The organism is Plastoroseomonas arctica (assembly GCF_018128965.1).
GTDB classification, from domain to species: Bacteria; Pseudomonadota; Alphaproteobacteria; order Acetobacterales; family Acetobacteraceae; genus Plastoroseomonas; species Plastoroseomonas arctica.
The window spans coordinates 1-14,926 of record NZ_JAAEDH010000010.1 but is presented as its reverse complement, the minus strand read 5'-3'; the positions used below and the strand labels follow the sequence as shown (position 1 = coordinate 14,926).

15 protein-coding genes, 1 tRNA gene and 1 pseudogene are annotated in these 14,926 nt (G+C 70.0%); 5 read left to right on the top strand and 12 right to left on the bottom strand.

Features of this window, described 5'->3' with window-relative positions; all coding sequences use genetic code 11:
- From glgA to GXW79_RS10125, 4 genes are all read left to right on the top strand, one after another.
- Complete coding sequence (gene glgA, locus GXW79_RS10140; RefSeq protein ID WP_211874390.1) at positions 1–1,425, top strand: glycogen synthase GlgA; 1,425 nt, start codon at positions 1–3, stop codon at positions 1,423–1,425.
- Positions 1,418–3,370, top strand: a complete 1,953-nt coding sequence (glgX, locus tag GXW79_RS10135) for a glycogen debranching protein GlgX (protein WP_211874274.1) — start codon at positions 1,418–1,420, stop codon at positions 3,368–3,370. Before glgA ends, glgX begins: the two co-directional genes overlap by 8 nt.
- A 188-nt stretch (positions 3,371–3,558) precedes the next feature.
- Positions 3,559–4,374 (top strand): lysophospholipid acyltransferase family protein, encoded by an 816-nt coding sequence (locus tag GXW79_RS10130; RefSeq protein ID WP_211874273.1) that lies wholly within the window; start codon positions 3,559–3,561, stop codon positions 4,372–4,374.
- Complete coding sequence (locus GXW79_RS10125) at positions 4,371–5,120, top strand: glycosyltransferase family 2 protein (protein ID WP_211874272.1); 750 nt, start codon at positions 4,371–4,373, stop codon at positions 5,118–5,120. Before GXW79_RS10130 ends, GXW79_RS10125 begins: the two co-directional genes overlap by 4 nt.
- On the opposite strand, the gene GXW79_RS10120 is transcribed toward GXW79_RS10125, so the two are convergent.
- The 9 genes from GXW79_RS10120 to GXW79_RS10080 all read right to left on the bottom strand — a co-directional run bounded on the left by GXW79_RS10120 (position 5,085) and on the right by GXW79_RS10080 (position 11,054).
- Positions 5,085–5,450, bottom strand: coding sequence for a polysaccharide deacetylase family protein (locus GXW79_RS10120; protein WP_211874271.1), 366 nt, complete (start codon positions 5,448–5,450; stop codon positions 5,085–5,087). The two genes, GXW79_RS10125 and GXW79_RS10120, sit on opposite strands and share 36 nt — an antisense overlap.
- Positions 5,410–5,499 (bottom strand) — tRNA-Ser (locus GXW79_RS10115). The genes GXW79_RS10120 and GXW79_RS10115 overlap by 41 nt, the downstream gene beginning before the upstream one ends.
- 86 nt (positions 5,500–5,585) lie before the next feature.
- Positions 5,586–6,464, bottom strand: coding sequence for a tripartite tricarboxylate transporter substrate-binding protein (locus GXW79_RS10110; protein WP_367614879.1), 879 nt, complete (start codon positions 6,462–6,464; stop codon positions 5,586–5,588).
- A 280-nt stretch (positions 6,465–6,744) separates the two neighbouring features.
- Positions 6,745–6,909 (bottom strand): hypothetical protein, encoded by a 165-nt coding sequence (locus GXW79_RS10105; RefSeq protein WP_211874269.1) that lies wholly within the window; start codon positions 6,907–6,909, stop codon positions 6,745–6,747.
- A gap of 168 nt (positions 6,910–7,077) precedes the next feature.
- A complete protein-coding gene (locus tag GXW79_RS10100) occupies positions 7,078–8,025 on the bottom strand; it encodes a Bug family tripartite tricarboxylate transporter substrate binding protein (protein ID WP_211874268.1) in 948 nt (315 codons plus the stop codon).
- A gap of 97 nt (positions 8,026–8,122) precedes the next feature.
- Positions 8,123–8,989, bottom strand: a complete 867-nt coding sequence (locus tag GXW79_RS10095; RefSeq protein ID WP_211874267.1) for a 3-hydroxybutyryl-CoA dehydrogenase — start codon at positions 8,987–8,989, stop codon at positions 8,123–8,125.
- A gap of 52 nt (positions 8,990–9,041) precedes the next feature.
- Complete coding sequence (locus GXW79_RS10090; RefSeq protein WP_211874266.1) at positions 9,042–9,971, bottom strand: electron transfer flavoprotein subunit alpha/FixB family protein; 930 nt, start codon at positions 9,969–9,971, stop codon at positions 9,042–9,044.
- A gap of 2 nt (positions 9,972–9,973) precedes the next feature.
- Positions 9,974–10,723, bottom strand: coding sequence for an electron transfer flavoprotein subunit beta/FixA family protein (locus GXW79_RS10085; protein ID WP_211874265.1), 750 nt, complete (start codon positions 10,721–10,723; stop codon positions 9,974–9,976).
- 136 nt (positions 10,724–10,859) lie between these two features.
- Complete coding sequence (locus GXW79_RS10080) at positions 10,860–11,054, bottom strand: twin transmembrane helix small protein (protein WP_211874264.1); 195 nt, start codon at positions 11,052–11,054, stop codon at positions 10,860–10,862.
- Positions 11,055–11,141: 87 nt separating this feature from the next.
- On the opposite strand from GXW79_RS10080, the gene GXW79_RS10075 reads away from it, so the two are divergent.
- Positions 11,142–13,616: a mechanosensitive ion channel domain-containing protein gene (locus GXW79_RS10075; protein WP_246503890.1), complete on the top strand. Its 2,475-nt coding sequence runs from the start codon at positions 11,142–11,144 to the stop codon at positions 13,614–13,616.
- Here GXW79_RS10075 and GXW79_RS10070 read toward each other — a convergent pair.
- The 3 genes and pseudogenes from GXW79_RS10070 to GXW79_RS10060 all read right to left on the bottom strand — a co-directional run.
- Positions 13,573–13,872 (bottom strand): AzlD family protein, encoded by a 300-nt coding sequence (locus tag GXW79_RS10070; protein ID WP_211874263.1) that lies wholly within the window; start codon positions 13,870–13,872, stop codon positions 13,573–13,575. The genes GXW79_RS10075 and GXW79_RS10070 overlap by 44 nt on opposite strands.
- Positions 13,869–14,570, bottom strand: a complete 702-nt coding sequence (locus GXW79_RS10065; RefSeq protein WP_246503889.1) for an AzlC family ABC transporter permease — start codon at positions 14,568–14,570, stop codon at positions 13,869–13,871. Before GXW79_RS10065 ends, GXW79_RS10070 begins: the two co-directional genes overlap by 4 nt.
- A 44-nt stretch (positions 14,571–14,614) precedes the next feature.
- Positions 14,615–14,926, bottom strand: a pseudogene (locus GXW79_RS10060) (regulatory protein RecX); the annotation flags it as partial.

Below are 14,926 nucleotides of genomic sequence, written 5' to 3'. Positions count from 1 at the left end.
ATCAAGCTGCTGGCCGTTGCTTCCGAGGGGTTTCCCTTCGTGAAGACCGGCGGCCTCGCCGATGTCGTTGGCGCGCTGCCGGCGGCTCTCGCGCCCGAGGGTGTTGGTGTGACCACACTCCTGCCAGGATACCCTGCCGTCATGGCAGCGCTCGGCCCCGTGCAATCGGTGGAAAGCCTGGCCGACATCTTCGGTGCACCGGCACGGCTGGTGCGCGCAACCGCGGCCGGGCGCGACGTGATCGCGCTCGACGCGCCACAGTTTTTTGGGCGGGCGGGCTCGCCCTACCTTGCGCCAGGCGGGATGGATTGGCCGGACAATGCGCAGCGCTTCGCGGCGCTTGCGCGCGCGGCGGCGCATGCGGCCCAGTCCATGGGCTTTGACGCGCTGCACGTGCATGACTGGCAGGCGGGCCTCGCACCAGCCTATCTGCGTTTCGCCAGCAGCCGCGTGCCCACCCTCTTCACCATCCACAACCTGGCCTTCCAGGGGCAGTTCCCGGCTGATGTATTCGGCATGCTCGGTCTGCCGGCCGAGGCCTTCCGCACCGAGGGCCTCGAGTATTTCGGCCAGGTCGGATACCTCAAGGCGGGCGTGTGGTTCGCCGATCGCGTCAACACCGTCTCGCCTGGCTACGCCGCCGAGATCTGCACGCCACAATGGGGCATGGGGCTCGATGGGCTGCTGCGCGGGCGCGGGCGCGACGTGAGCGGCATCCTCAACGGCCTCGACACCGATGAGTGGAATCCGGCCGCCGACCCACACATCGTCGCGCGCTATGACGCAGCGGATGTCACGCCGCGCGCGCTGAACAAGGCGAAGCTCCAGGCGCGCATGGGGCTTGCGATCGCGCCGCACGCGCCGCTCTTCGCCTTCGTCGGTCGGCTTGCCTGGCAGAAGGGCGTGGACCTGATCCTCGAGGCGCTGCCCGCCATCCTCGACAATGGTGCGCAACTCGCCTTCCTGGGCAGCGGCGAGACGGCGCTGGAGGCGCGCGTGCGTGGCGCGACCGGCGCGCAGCTGGGCCGCGTCGGCAGTCACGTCGGCTTCGATGAGGGGTTGGCACGGCTTTGCTATGCCGGGGCGGATTCGATCCTCATGCCCTCGCGCTTCGAACCCTGCGGCCTGGGCCAGCTCTGTGCTCTGCGCTATGGCGCGCCGCCGGTCGTCGCCCGCGTCGGCGGTCTTGCCGACACGGTGATCGATGCGAATGAGATGGCGCTCGCCGCTGGCGTGGGCACCGGCCTCAACTTCGCACCGGTCAGCCAGGAGATGCTGGCCTCGGCCATCACGCGCGCCATCGCGCTCTATCGCGACGGCGAGAATTGGCCGCGCCTGCAAGCCAACGCCATGGCGAGCGACGTCTCCTGGACGCGCTCGGCACGGCAATACGCGACGCTGTTGCGCGGGATGCTTCGTGGCTGACCGGTTGGGTGTCACGTCGGGACCCAGTGGCGCCGATGTCGCCATCCCCGCGCCTGGAGCCGCTTCCCTCGAATTCTGCGTCTTCGCGGGCGATACCGAAGTCATGCGCCACGCTCTCGCGCGCGGCGCGGATGACGTCTTCCGCGGCTGGATCGCCGGTTTGAAACCGGGCACCGCCTATGGCCTGCGCGCCCATGGCGGGGGCCGCTTCAACCCGGCCAAGCTGCTGCTCGACCCCTGGGCGCAGGCGCTGGATGGGCCGCTGCGCCTGCACCCCAGTGCCTTCGACACGGGCGCCGCGCAGGACTTCACCGATAGCGGGCCGCATGTGGCGCGCGCCGTCGTCGCGGCCCCACTGCCGCCGCAGGACTGGGCGCCGCTGCCGGCACGGCCGGAGGTGATCTACGAGCTGCATGTGCGCGGCTTCACCCGGACCCATCCGGCGATTCCCGAGGCGATCCGCGGCACCTTCGCAGGGCTCGCGCATCCCGCGGCGATCGCGCATCTAACGGCGTTGGGCGTGACCCAGGTCGAACTCATGCCCGCGGCCGCCTGGGTGGATGAGCGGCATCTGCCCCCGCTCGGCCTGTCGAATTACTGGGGCTACAATCCGGTCGCCTTCCTCGCGCCGGATCCTCGCCTGGCCCCCGGCGGCATGGCGGAAGTCCGCGGCGCGGTGTCGGCGCTGCGCGAAGCAGGCATCGGCGTGATCCTCGACATCGTCCTCAACCACACGGGTGAGGGTGATGCGGAGGGCCCCACGCTCAGCCTGCGCGGCCTGGGCGAGGCGGCGTGGTACCGGCGCGGGCACAATGATTCCGGCTGCGGCAACACGCTGGCCCTGGACCGGCCCTGGCCGCTGCGCCTCGCCATGGACGCGCTGCGGCATTGGGCGGATGCGGGTTTCGACGGTTTCCGGCTCGACCTTGCGACGACCCTTGGCCGCACCGAAGCGGGCTTCGACCCCCATGCCCCGCTGCTGGCCGCCATGCGGCAGGACCCGGTGCTGCGCGCGCGCCGCATCATCGCCGAGCCTTGGGATTGCGGGCCGGAGGGCTACCAGCTCGGCCGCTTTCCGGCCGGGTGGGGCGAGTGGAACGACCGCTTCCGCGACGATCTGCGCCGATTCTGGCGCGGCGATGAAGGCCGGCTCGGCACGCTCGCCACGCGGCTTGCGGGATCGGCGCCTGAATTCGGCGCGCGTGTTGCCGACAGCGTGAATTTCGTCACGGCGCATGACGGCTTCACGCTGGCCGATCTGGTCAGCCACGAGCAGCGCCGCAACGCCGCCAATGGCGAGGCAGGGCGCGACGGCACCGCCGAAAATTTTTCGTGGAACCACGGCGTCGAGGGTGCAAGCGACGTCGCCGCGATCGTCGCGCGCCGCGCCGGCGATGTGCGCGCGCTGCTCACCCTGCTGCTGACGGCCCGCGGCGTGCCGATGTTGGCGATGGGCGATGAGGCGGGCCGCAGCCAGGGCGGCAACAACAACGCCTATGCGCAGGACAACGCGACATCCTGGTTCGACTGGGCGGGAATGGATGCAGAGCTGCTGGCCTTCACCGCACGCCTGGTCGCTGCCCGGCGCGCTCATCCTGCGCTGCACGCGACCACGCCGCTCACCGGCGCGGCCCTGGATGAAACCGGCCTGCCCGACGTCGCATGGCTGCATCCCGAAGGCCAGGCGCTCACACCCTCCGATTGGGCAGCCGGGCGCGCCCTGTTCGCGGTGCTCCACGCGGCCGGCGATCGCGTCGGCATCGCGGTCAATGGCAGTGATGCCGGCCGATGGCTGCACCCGCCCGCGCCGCGCTGGGGTTTTTACTGGTCCTTGCTGGCCGACAGCGCGGACCCCGCGCGCGGCACCAGCGTGCCCGCGCAGGGTCTAGAACTGGCGGCGCGCTCGGTCGTCCTGCTGGCCGAGATCCGCGCGGTGCCACGCTAGGCGGAAGGCGGCGGAACTCGCGCTGCTCTGCCGTCTCGCCGCAGCGGCTGATGCAAAGGGCGTTTTCGCGACGCCGCCCGCTCGCGTCGAGGGGTGTTCTGACGACAGCCGCCGTGAGGACCCTCGATAGCCGCCGATCCGCGATGACGCTACTGAAGGGCGCAGAGGGAAGAGGACCAGGGCCTGGCATGGCGTCCGATCGATCCAGCACATCAGGCCAGGCACTGACGGATTCCCGCGAGGCCGAGGTCGAGGCGCGCCGTCGCCCGCTGCGCCACGCCTGGGACACCTTCAGCTTCTTCCTGGTGCTCACCCTGCTGGCCGTCTGCTTCACCGGCTGGAGCCTCATTGCCGTCGTGCTGGCGCGCCTGCTGCCGCGTCGCGCGGGCCAGCGGCTGGGCCAGAACGCCATCCGGGTGTTCTTCAGCTTTTTCCTGTGGACCATGTGCCGGCTTGGCATCGCGCGGGTGGATCTGTCCGCCGTGGATGCGGTGCGCGATGCGCGGGGTGTGGTGTACGTGGCCAACCATCTCGCGCTGCTGGACATCTTGCTGCTCGGATCATGCCTGCCGCGCACGGTCTGCATCATAAAGGCCGCCGCCTGGCGCAATCCGCTGCTGGGTGGCGGGCGCCTGGCCGGCTACATCCGCGCGGAGGAGCCGCTGCGGCTGATCCGCAATGCCGCCGCCGTCCTGCGGGACGGCTCGAACCTGCTCATCTTCCCCGAGGGCACCCGCTATCCCGCCGGGCGGATGGGCCCTTTCCGCCCGGGCTTCGCGCTGATTGCCCGGCAGGCGCGGGCGCCGATACAGACGCTCTTCATCGAGAGCAACTCGCCCTATCTCCGGAAGGGCTGGCCGTTGTGGCGGCGGCCGGAATTCCCCCTGGTCTACCGCGTGACCCTCGGGCCACGCCTGCCTGTGGAGGGCGGGGCCGAGGCGTTCGCGGCGGAGCTCGGCGCCCTCTACCGAATGCGCCTGCAGCCGGAGGCATCGCAGCCATGAACGCGTCCCGCAGCCACCTGGTGCTGATCCCGAGCTACAACACCGGCCCCATCCTGGCCGAGACGCTTGCCGCCGCGCGCGCCGCCTGGTCCCCCGTCTGGCTGGTCGATGACGGCAGCACCGACGGTGCGGCGGCGGCCTTTGGCGATGATCCGGCGTCGGGCTTCTGCGTGATCACGCTGCCCCGCAATAGCGGCAAGGGCGCCGCCGTCCTCGCCGGCCTGGAGGCGGCTGTACAACAGGGGTTCTCCCACGCGCTGGTGATGGATGCGGATGGCCAGCACCCGGCGCAGCAGATCGGCGAGTTCATGGCGGCCTCCATGGCGGCGCCGGAGGCCATGGTGCTCGGCGTGCCGGTGTTCGGGCCGGAGGCGCCGCTGCTGCGCGTGCGCGGTCGGCAGGTATCCAATGCCTGGGCCAATCTCGAAACCCTGGGGGCCGGCATCGGCGACAGCCTGTTCGGCTTTCGCGTCTATCCTATCGCGCCGCTGTTGCGGATCATGCGCCGGAAGCGGGGCATGCGGCGCTTCGATTTCGACCCCGAGGCGGCGGTCCGGCTGAGCTGGGAGGGTGTGCCCGCGATTAACCTTCCCGCCGAGGTCCGCTATGTCCCGCCGGCGGCCGGCGGCGTGTCGCATTTCCGCTACGGCCGCGACAATGTGTTGCTCACGCGCATGCATGCCCGGCTGGTCGTCGGCGCCATCCTGCGGCTACCTAGGCTGCTGGCGCGCCGGCGCGCGCGGTAGCGCGTCTCGCTCCAGGCGAATGCAGGCAAGGCCGCGCGCCGCGAGCATCGGCAAAAGCGCTTCCAGCACGGCGAGGCAGACCGGCTCGCCTCGGGCATCCCGTGCGGCGCCGCCATCGTGCAGCAGGATGATGTCGCCCTCGCGCAGTCGCTGCGTGCTTCGTGCGAGAAGGCGCGCCGCATCGCCGCAGCGCGTGTCGAAGCCGCGCCGGCTCCAGCCGACATGTACCGGGCCGAGCTCGCTTGGCGTGATCGGCCGGGAGTAGAATTCTTCGAGCAGCAGGTTTGACTGGCGGATGGGGTGGGATTCGAACCCACGATACGCTTTCACGTATACACACTTTCCAGGCGTGCGCCTTCGACCGCTCGGCCACCCATCCGCAGGGTCGCGGACCATAGTCAGGCCGCGCCCGCGTATCAACCCGCTAAGAACCCGCGCCGCAAGGCGTAAGGGCGATGCCGCCGCTCAGTCCGCGTATTGGCCGGCCGCCTGGATCAGCGGGCGCCACTTCGCGATATCGGCGAGCCAGAAGGTGCGATGCGCCGCGGGCGTCGCCTGGTCCTGCGCCACCGGCGCAGTCCCGAGCTCGGCGAAGCGGGCGATCAGCCGAGGGTCGCGCAGTGCCGTCTGCAGCGACTGCGACAGCCGCGCGATGATCGGCGCGGGCGTGTTGCGTGGCGCGTATAGCCCGTGCCAGACGGAGACCTCGAACCCGGTCAGGCCGGCCTCGGCCGAGGTCGGCAAGTCGGGCAGCGTCGGCAGCCGTTGCGGTGTCGTCACCGCGTAGGCGCGCACGGAATTGCCGCGGATCTGCTCGGTCGTGTTGGTGGTCTGGTCGCACATCAGGTCCACCCGTCCGGCCAGCAACTCCTGCATGGCGGGGCCGGTGCCGCGGAACGGCACCGTTGTCATCGGCGCATCGACGCGGCTCATTAGCAGCAGGCCGCAAAGATGGCTCGCGGCACCGATACCGGCGTTGGCGTAGTTCAGCTCCTCGCGGCGCTGACGCATGACCGCAACCACGTCGGCCAGATTGTTCGCCGGGAAGTTCGGGCGCGCGATCAGCGACATCGGCACTTCGGTGATCAGCCCGATCGGTTCGAACGCCGCCACCGGATCATAGGGCAGCCGGCGATAGAGCGTGGGCGTGGTCGCCATGCCGATGTGGTGCAGCAGCAGCGTGTGCCCGTCAGGCCGCGCCTGCGCGACCCGGTTCGAGCCGAGCGTACCGCCGGCACCGCCGACATTCTCAACCACCACGTTCTGCCCGAGGTCACGGCCCATCGCCTCGGCGACGAGGCGGGAGACGGTGTCGGTCGGGCCACCCGGCGCGAAGGGAACCACGATGCTCAACGGCCGGGTCGGGAAAGTTTGAGCGAAGGCGGCCGGAGCCGCCATGCCTAAAAGAGCGAGCGCGAGAAGGCCGCGCCTCACGGGCCGTGACATCGATGTGTTTCCTCCGGTTCGGGACAGGCTGGTGGTGGGGCGCAGATCGGCTTCCTCACTGTTAACGTCAAGCCTGCATGACAATTCGCTCACATGCGCGTGACAAACGTGTTTACTGCGGCGCCGGCACGCGCCGCTCGGAACGCCCGCAGAACCGCGCCTATCCGGACCCCACCACTCAGGTGCCGAGGCAGGGCAGCACGAGCATGAGGCCGCACATCAGGAAGCTCAGGAAGAACGCCCGCAGCGTCACGTGTTCCGCGTCCAGCAGAACCAGCGACCCGACGATCAGCAGGTAGAGCAGAGCCGGCGCCAGCGGCCACAGCAGCACCACGCGCAACACCCAACGGCACCATGCCGACGAGCAAGGGCCGGTGCCACGATGCGCAGGACGAGGATCCAGGGCCGCGGGTCCAACACGGCGCGCCTCTCGCTGGCCGACAGACCGGGGCCGGGCGGAACGCGACCTTAGGCCCATGACGCGCCGCGTCTGCAACCCGGATCGCAATCCTCAGGCGCGGCGAAGGGCTAGGGCGATGCGGTCGAGCAAGGCGTCCATGCTGCGCTGGAACGCCGCGCCATCGGCATAGCCATCCGCCTCGCCGGCGCGTTCGAGGAAGCGCTGCCAGGCCGGCGCGGCGATCGCCTGGCGGAAGCGGTCATGGTGATAGGCGGCCATCGCTTCGGTCAGGCCGGCGGGCCCGACCCAGCCCTTCATGTTCTCCGCGATCACGTCGAACCCGAGCTCGCGCAGCGTCGGCACCGCGGGGTAGGCGAGCGCGCGCTCGGCACTCGCCACCGCCAGCACCGCGAGCTCGCCGCCATCGACCAGACCGCGCATCTCCTCGGGCGCGGCGATGCCGCAATCCACCTGGCCCGCGACGATCGCCTGCATCGATGGGCCGCCGCCGTTGAACGGAACGTGGAGCATCTGCACCCCCGCGGCCTGCGACAGCAGCAGGAAGGCCGAATGCACCAGCGACCCGACGCCGGCCGAGGCATGGGTCACCGCCTCCGGCCGCTCCCGTGCCGCCGCGAGCAGCGCCTGCATGGTGGGAAAGCGGCCGCCCGCCTTCACGACCACGAACTGGCCGTTCCGCGTGAGCCGGATCACCGAGCGGAAATCGCGCTTCGGGTCGTAGGGGAGAGGACGATGGGCGGGCAGAGACGTGCTCTCGGACCCGCCGGCGAGCAGCAGCGTGTGCCCGTCGGGTGCGGCGCGCGCGACTTGCTCGGCAGCGAGCGCACCGCCCGCCCCTGGGCGATTGATGACGACAAGCGGCACCGGATACAGTGGGGCGGCCGCCTCGGCGATGGTGCGGGCGATGATGTCGGAACCGCCACCCGGGGCGAAGCCGGCGATGAGCTGGATCGAACGCGTCGGTACCCAGGACTGGGCCCGCGCGGGCATCGCGATCAGCGCGGGTGCTGCCAGCAGCGTGCGGCGAAACAAATGCATGACGTTTCTTCCCGGTTTTGGCGGGAAGGCTGCGGCAAAGCCCCACGGGCGGCAAGTCTAGGGGATCGGTCGGTCTGCGGGCGCGGGCCGATGCCGCTCAGCGGGTCGGCTTGGGTGCCTTCACGCTGTAGTCGTAGAACCCCTTGCCGGATTTGCGGCCGAGCCAGCCGGCTTCGACGTACTTGGTCAGCAGCGGCGCCGGGCGATACTTGGAATCCCCCAGGCCGGCGTGCAGCACGCGCATCACCTCGAGGCAGGTGTCCAGGCCGATAAAATCGGCCAGCTCTAGCGGTCCCATCGGGTGGTTGCAGCCGAGCTTCAGCCCGGTGTCGATGGAGACGACGTCGCCCACGCCCTCCTGCAGCGCGACCACGGCCTCGTTGATCATCGGCATCAGGATGCGGTTCACGATGAAGCCGGGATAATCCTCGGCATTCGCGGTGGTCTTGCCCATGCTCTCGGCGAGGCTCTTCACCGCGGCGAAGGTGGCCTCGGAGGTGGCCAGCCCACGGATGATCTCGACCAGCTTCATCAGCGGCACCGGATTGAAGAAGTGCATCCCGATGAAGCGATCCGGCCGGTCCGTGGTGGCGGCCAGCCGCGTGATGGGAATGGAGGATGTGTTGGTCGCGATGATCGCGTCGGTCTTCAGGACCGGGCAGAGCGTGGCGAAGATCGCGCGCTTGATCTCCTCGCGCTCGGTCGCCGCCTCGATCACCACGTCGCAGGCGCTGAACGCGCTGTAGTCAGTCGCGGTGGCGATCAGCGGCATCGCCTGCTGCATGGCCTCGGCGGTGATGGTGCCCTTCTCTGCCTGGCGCTCCATGTTCTTGCGGATGCCGGCGAGCGCCTTGTCCAGCGCCTCCGGCTTCACGTCGAGCATGGTGACGTGCAATCCCGCGAGGGCCGCGACATGCGCGATCCCCGCCCCCATCTGTCCCGCCCCGATCACGCCGATGTTCATCGAAGGATGTCCCTATGATCGGAGAGTGGCTGCGGGAGCGGCGCCCCCGGGACTACTTCTTGTCGAGCTCGGCTTCCAGCTCGGGGATGATCTTGAAGACATCCCCGACCAGGCCGTAATCGGCCACCTGGAAAATCGGTGCTTCCTCGTCCTTGTTGATCGCGACGATGACCTTGCTGTCCTTCATCCCGGCCAGGTGCTGGATCGCGCCGGAGATGCCGAAGGCCATGTACAGCTCGGGAGCCACGATCTTGCCGGTCTGGCCGACCTGCATGTCGTTGGGCGCATAGCCCGCATCGACCGCGGCGCGTGACGCGCCGATCGCAGCGCCAAGCCGGTCCGCTACACCTTCGAGGATCTTGAAGCTGTCGGCCGACCCCATCGCTCGCCCGCCCGAGACCACGACGCGGGCGGCAGCGAGTTCCGGCCGTTCGCTCTTCACGATCTCGGCGTGCAGGAACTGCGAGAGGGCCGGGTCGGTGATGCCCGGCGCCGCCTCGGTGCTGGCGGAACCGCCGGTGGCGGGCACCGGGTCGAAGCTCGCCGCGCGCACCGTCGCGACCTTGGTCGCATCGGCGCTGCGGATGGTGGCGAGCGCGTTCCCGGCATAGATGAAGCGCTGGAAGGTGTCGCCATCTACCACGCCGGCGATGTCGCTGATGATCTGCACGTCGAGCAACGCAGCGACGCGCGGCATCACGTTCTTGCCCGCAGCACTGCCGGGCGCGAGCAGGTGCGAATAGGCGGGTGCGAGTGAAACCAGAAGTGCTGCGACCGGCTCGGCCAGACCATGTGCGAAGCCCTCGCCCGTGGCGGTGAGCACCTTGGCGACGCCGGGCAGTTCGGCATGCGACGGCGCGGCTTCGCCGTCGAGCACCAGCACATGCACATCGCCGCCGATCTTCTGCGCGGCCGCGATGGCGGAGCGCGTGGGCTGGCTGACGGTCGCGCCGCTATGGTCGGCGAGGACGAGGATCGCCATGGTCAGATCACCTTCGCTTCGTTGCGCAGCTTGTCGACGAGTTCGGCCACCGAGCCCACCTTGCGGCCGGCCTGCCGCTTCGGCGGCTCCTCGACCTTGAGCGTGGTCAGGCGCGGCGACGCATCGACGCCCAGATCGGCCGGCTTGAGATTCTCAATCGGCTTCTTGCGCGCCTTCATGATGTTCGGCAGCGAGGCATAGCGCGGCTCGTTCAGGCGCAGGTCGGCGGTGACGATGGCCGGCAGCGTCAGCTTCACCGTTTCCAGGCCGCCATCGACCTCGCGCGTCACGGTGACGCTGTCGGCGGCGAGTTCGACCTTCGACGCGAAGGTGCCCTGCCCCCAGCCCATCAGCGCCGCGAGCATCTGCCCGGTCGCGTTCATGTCGTCGTCGATCGCCTGCTTGCCCAGGATGATGAGGCCCGGCTCTTCCTTCATGATGATCGCCTTAAGCAGCTTGGCGACAGCAAGCGGTTCGACCGCACCCTCGACCTCAACCAGGATGCCGCGATCGGCACCCATCGCGAGTGCGGTGCGGATCTGCTCGGCCGCGGCGGCGGGGCCGATGGAAACGGCGATGATCTCGGTCGCCGCACCCTTTTCCTTGAGGCGCACGGCTTCTTCGACGGCGATCTCGTCGAACGGGTTCATCGACATTTTGACGTTGGCGGTCTCGACACCCGTGCCGTCCGCCTTCACGCGGACCTTCACATTGTAGTCGACGACCCGCTTGACGGGGACGAGCAGCTTCATGGCCTGGGCCGTGTCCTGTTGTGGGGGCGCGGCGACCCCGGGGCTATGCCGCATGATTCTGGCGCCTGGGAGGGCGCGCGGACCCTATTCAAACGCCCCAACGCTGTCAAAACCAGCTTCGTTGCGCATGGGTCGGTCAGCTGCGCCAGATCCACATCAGCAGCGCAATGAGCACCAGGGCGAGGCCCTGCAATCCGATGCGCCATTGCATCAGCTTGTTCGACCGATGCGGCGACTGATCCCCGCGCGCCATGCCAAGCAGGCCGGCGAGAAGCACGCCGACGGTCGCGAGCATCGCGGCGAGGATGATGATGGTCAGCGCGATCTTCATGTCCCTGACATAACGTCTCGGTGCGAAATGCCAATCCCCGCGAGGTCCATGGGCATTGAACCATGTCGCGATGCGGGCCGTCCGGGCTTGACCTCGCACGGCACCATCGTGTCCCTGCGCGCCATGACCTGTCACCGCCTGCTGATCGCACTGCTCCTGGGGCTGGGGCTGTCGCTGCCCGCGACGGCCCCGGCCTTCGCCCAGGCCACGCCCGCCGAGGAGTCGCCGCTGCCACCAACCCCGGCGCCCACGCCGGCGCCGCCAAGACCCGCCGTGACAACGCCGGGCGCCGCGCCGACGGCACCACGAGCAAACGCCGCACCCGCAGCCACGACCCCGGCGGTGACTCCCAGCGAGGCGGACCGGCTGATCCAGCTGCTGCAGGATGATCGCCGTCGGGCGGAGTTCCTCCGCACGCTCGAAGCGCTCGCCGCGGCCGAGCGGCAGCGGACCGGGGCTTTGCCAGCAGCCCCGGCTGTCGCCACGCCGGCGCCAGCCGCACCGGCGCCCGCGGCGGCGGCCGAGCCCGCTCCGGTGGATCTCCTCCCCGCCAATACGCTCGGCGGGCAGATCCTCACCACGGCCTCGCAGCGGCTCTCCGCGCTGTCCGAGCAGATCGTGCGCGGCGTCCAGGCGCTCACCGACCTGCCCTCGATGCTGCGCTGGATGTCCGCCCTCGCGCGTGATCCGGTGACGCAGTTCCGCGTGCTCGATGCCGGTTGGAAGCTGGCGCTGATCTTCGGCCTCGGCCTGCTCGCGGAGTGGCTCACGCACCGGCTGCTGCGCCATCCGCGCGAGCGGCTGGACGCGATGGCGCCAGCGAATGGCGGGCAATGGAGTTGGTTCCGGCGGGTCCCACTGGTGGTCGCGCGGCTGGGGCTGGACCTCATCCCCGTGGCGGCCTTCGCCGTCGTCTCCTACGGGCTGATCGGCGCGGTGAATCCCTTGCCCACCACGCAGCTCGTGATCCTCACGGTGAACAACGCCTACATGGTTTCGCGCGCGGTGATGGCGTCGAGCCGGATGCTGCTCTCGCCAGCCTCGGCCCAGCTGCGCCTGCTGCCGGTGGCCGACGAGACGGCCGCCTACATCACCATCTGGCTGCGCCGCATCACCCTGGTGCTGGTCGCGGGCTACGCCGCCGCCGAGGCCGGGCTGCTGTTCGGCCTGCCCTGGTCGGCCTATGACGCGATCACGCGGATCTGCCTGCTCGTTGTCACGCTGCTGGCGGTGATCGTCATCCTGCAGAACCGCGCCGCGGTGGCCGAGGTGCTGCGCGCCCCGGACCTGCCCGAAGGCGTGGACCCCGGGCCCTCGCGCCGGCTCGCGCGCGGCCTGCGCGACCGGCTTGCGGAAGTGTGGCACCTGGTCGCGATCCTGTGGCTGTTCGCGGCCTGGGGCGTCTGGGCGCTGGAAGTGCGCGACGGGTTTTACCGACTGGCGCGCGTCTCCGCCGCCACCGTGCTCATCGGCTTCGCGGCGAAATTCCTGGACGTGGGGGCAAGGCGCGCCATCCAGCGCGGCTTCCGCGTCGGGCCGGAGCTCGCGCAGCGCTATCCGGGGCTGGAGGCGCGCGCCAACCGCTACGTCCCGGCGCTGAAGGGCGGCGTCTCGGCCTGTATCACCATCGTCGCGGCGCTGGTCCTGCTGGAGGCGTGGGGCCTCGATGCCTTCGGCTGGTTCAAGCAGGGCCAGCTCGGCAACAAGCTGCTCGGCTCGCTGCTGTCGATCGGCTTCACCATCTTCCTTTCGGTGCTGGTGTGGGAGGTGGTGAACGCCGCCATTGCGCGCTACCTGGTGCGGCTCGCGCGCGACGCGCAGGCATCGCGCTCGGCCCGCGTGCGCACGCTGCTGCCGATGCTGCGCACCGCGCTGATGGTGCTGATCCTGGTCTTCCTCGCGCTGAACACGCTGAGCGAGATCGGCGTGAACGTGGCGCCTCTGCTCGCGGGCGCCGGCGTCATCGGCCTCGCCATCGGCTTTGGCAGCCAGAAGCTGGTGCAGGACGTCATCACCGGCATCTTCCTGCTGTTCGAGGATGCCGTCGCGGTCGGCGACGTGGTCCAGCTCGGCGGGTTGTCGGGCGTGGTGGAGCAGCTCTCGATCCGTTCGATCAAGCTGCGCGCGCTCGATGGCAGCGTGCACATCGTCCCGTTCAGCGCGGTCACCACGGTCACCAACCAAACGCGCGATTTCGGCTTCTCGGTGCACGACATCTCGATCGCCTACGGCCAGGACATGGAGAAGGTGACCACGCTGCTGAAGGGCGTCGTCACCGAGATGCGGGGCGAGACACGCTGGCGCACCGCGATCCGCGACGATCTGGACGTGATGGGCGTGGAGAAATTCACCGACAGCGCCCTGATCCTGCGGGTCCGCATCAAGACGGACCCGACGCAGCGCTGGCCGGTGCAGCGCGAGTTCAACAACCGTGTGCAGCATGTCTTTGCGACGGAAGGGATCGCGATGCTGTCACCGCCCCTGGCAGCGTTGACGCCCGCCGCGCCGGAACCCGCGGTCAGCCCAGCGCCTGAAGGGCAGCCATCGCCGCAACCCCGCTGAGGATGGAGACGGCCATGCTGCGGGTGGTGAGCTGCACCGCCATCACCGCAGCCCCCGCGATCCAACCGGCCAGGCCCCATTGCGCGAGCGCCGGGGCCACATAGGCGCAGAACAGCGGGCCAGGCAGGTGCGTCAGCATGCGCTGCACGAAGGGCGGCACCCGGATCGCGCGCAGGATCACGTAGCCGCCGGCGCGGCAGGCGAAGGTCGCCGCCGCCATGGCGAGGATGGCGGCCAGGACATCGAGGCGGATCATCCGCGCACCTCGCTGCGCGCCGCGCCGAGTGCCGCTCCGGCCAGCGCGCCCGCGATGAGCGGCCAGGGCTGCGACAGCCCCGCCCACCAGAGCAGCAGCGCGATCCCGCCGCTCACGACCCATGGCGCGAGGTCGCGGGCGACGCCCTTCCAGAACGCCGCCAGGATCGCGCAGAAGGTCGCCGCGGCGGCGAAATAGAGCGGGTGCCCCGGCGGCACCCGCACCACGCTTCCAAGTCCATGGCCGAGTGCGACCGCCACCATCCAGAACACCCACAGCCCCGCACCCACGCCCAGCAGGTAGCCCGCATCGCGGCCGCCGCGCTGCATGTCGGCCGCCGAAAGCGCATAGGAATGATCGACCAGCGTCGCCAGCGTCCCCCACAGCCGCCAACCGCGCAGCCGGTTCAGCCATGGCGCCAGCGCGGCCCCCATCGGTGCCAGGCGAATGTTCACCGCGAAGGCGGCGATGGCCGCGGCCAGGATCGGTGCGGGATCGGCCCAGAGCTCGAGGGCGAGCAATTGCGAGGAACCGGCGAAGACCAGCGCGCACATCAGCAGCGTCTCGGCCATCGACAGGCCCTTGGCGTCGGAGATGACGCCCACGACGATGCCGAAGGGGAAGGTGCCGATCACCAGGGGCAGCGCGTCGCGCGCGCCGCGCCGGATGGCGGCGAACGTCATGGCGCCGTCAGCCATGCGCTCGACGCCATGCCTTGCCCATGCGCTCGCCGCCGTCCGTCTTAGCCATTCGCTCGCCGCGCAATGATCCGCGCCTCCGCCTCATCCGTGTCCATGTCGAGAGCGCACTCCGCCACATTGCGCGAGAAGCCGTTGCGCGCCAGCGACCCCAGCGCCTTCAGTCGCGCCGGCGGATCCATCAGGGTGCGGGCGAAGGGGCCCGTGCGACGGCGTCGGCAATGCGCGAGCGCGGCGTCGAGTTCGCTCTCGGCATCGGCCGGCAGGACGGCGGCGGCGGTCTCGGCGGCGATGCCCTTGGCGGCGAGATGCGCGCCGATGGCCCGGCGCGACCGGCCCGACCGCGCGAGGCGCCG

Coding starts and splice junctions, on each gene's coding strand:
- GXW79_RS10130 (WP_211874273.1), top strand. CDS start 3,559: ATGGCGTCCGATCGATCCAGCACATCAGGCCAGGCACTGACGGATTCC.
- GXW79_RS10125 (WP_211874272.1), top strand. CDS start 4,371: ATGAACGCGTCCCGCAGCCACCTGGTGCTGATCCCGAGCTACAACACC.
- GXW79_RS10100 (WP_211874268.1), bottom strand. CDS start 8,025: ATGCATTTGTTTCGCCGCACGCTGCTGGCAGCACCCGCGCTGATCGCG.
- GXW79_RS10095 (WP_211874267.1), bottom strand. CDS start 8,989: ATGAACATCGGCGTGATCGGGGCGGGACAGATGGGGGCGGGGATCGCG.
- GXW79_RS10090 (WP_211874266.1), bottom strand. CDS start 9,971: ATGGCGATCCTCGTCCTCGCCGACCATAGCGGCGCGACCGTCAGCCAG.
- GXW79_RS10085 (WP_211874265.1), bottom strand. CDS start 10,723: ATGAAGCTGCTCGTCCCCGTCAAGCGGGTCGTCGACTACAATGTGAAG.
- GXW79_RS10080 (WP_211874264.1), bottom strand. CDS start 11,054: ATGAAGATCGCGCTGACCATCATCATCCTCGCCGCGATGCTCGCGACC.
- GXW79_RS10070 (WP_211874263.1), bottom strand. CDS start 13,872: ATGATCCGCCTCGATGTCCTGGCCGCCATCCTCGCCATGGCGGCGGCG.
- GXW79_RS10065 (WP_246503889.1), bottom strand. CDS start 14,570: ATGGCTGACGGCGCCATGACGTTCGCCGCCATCCGGCGCGGCGCGCGC.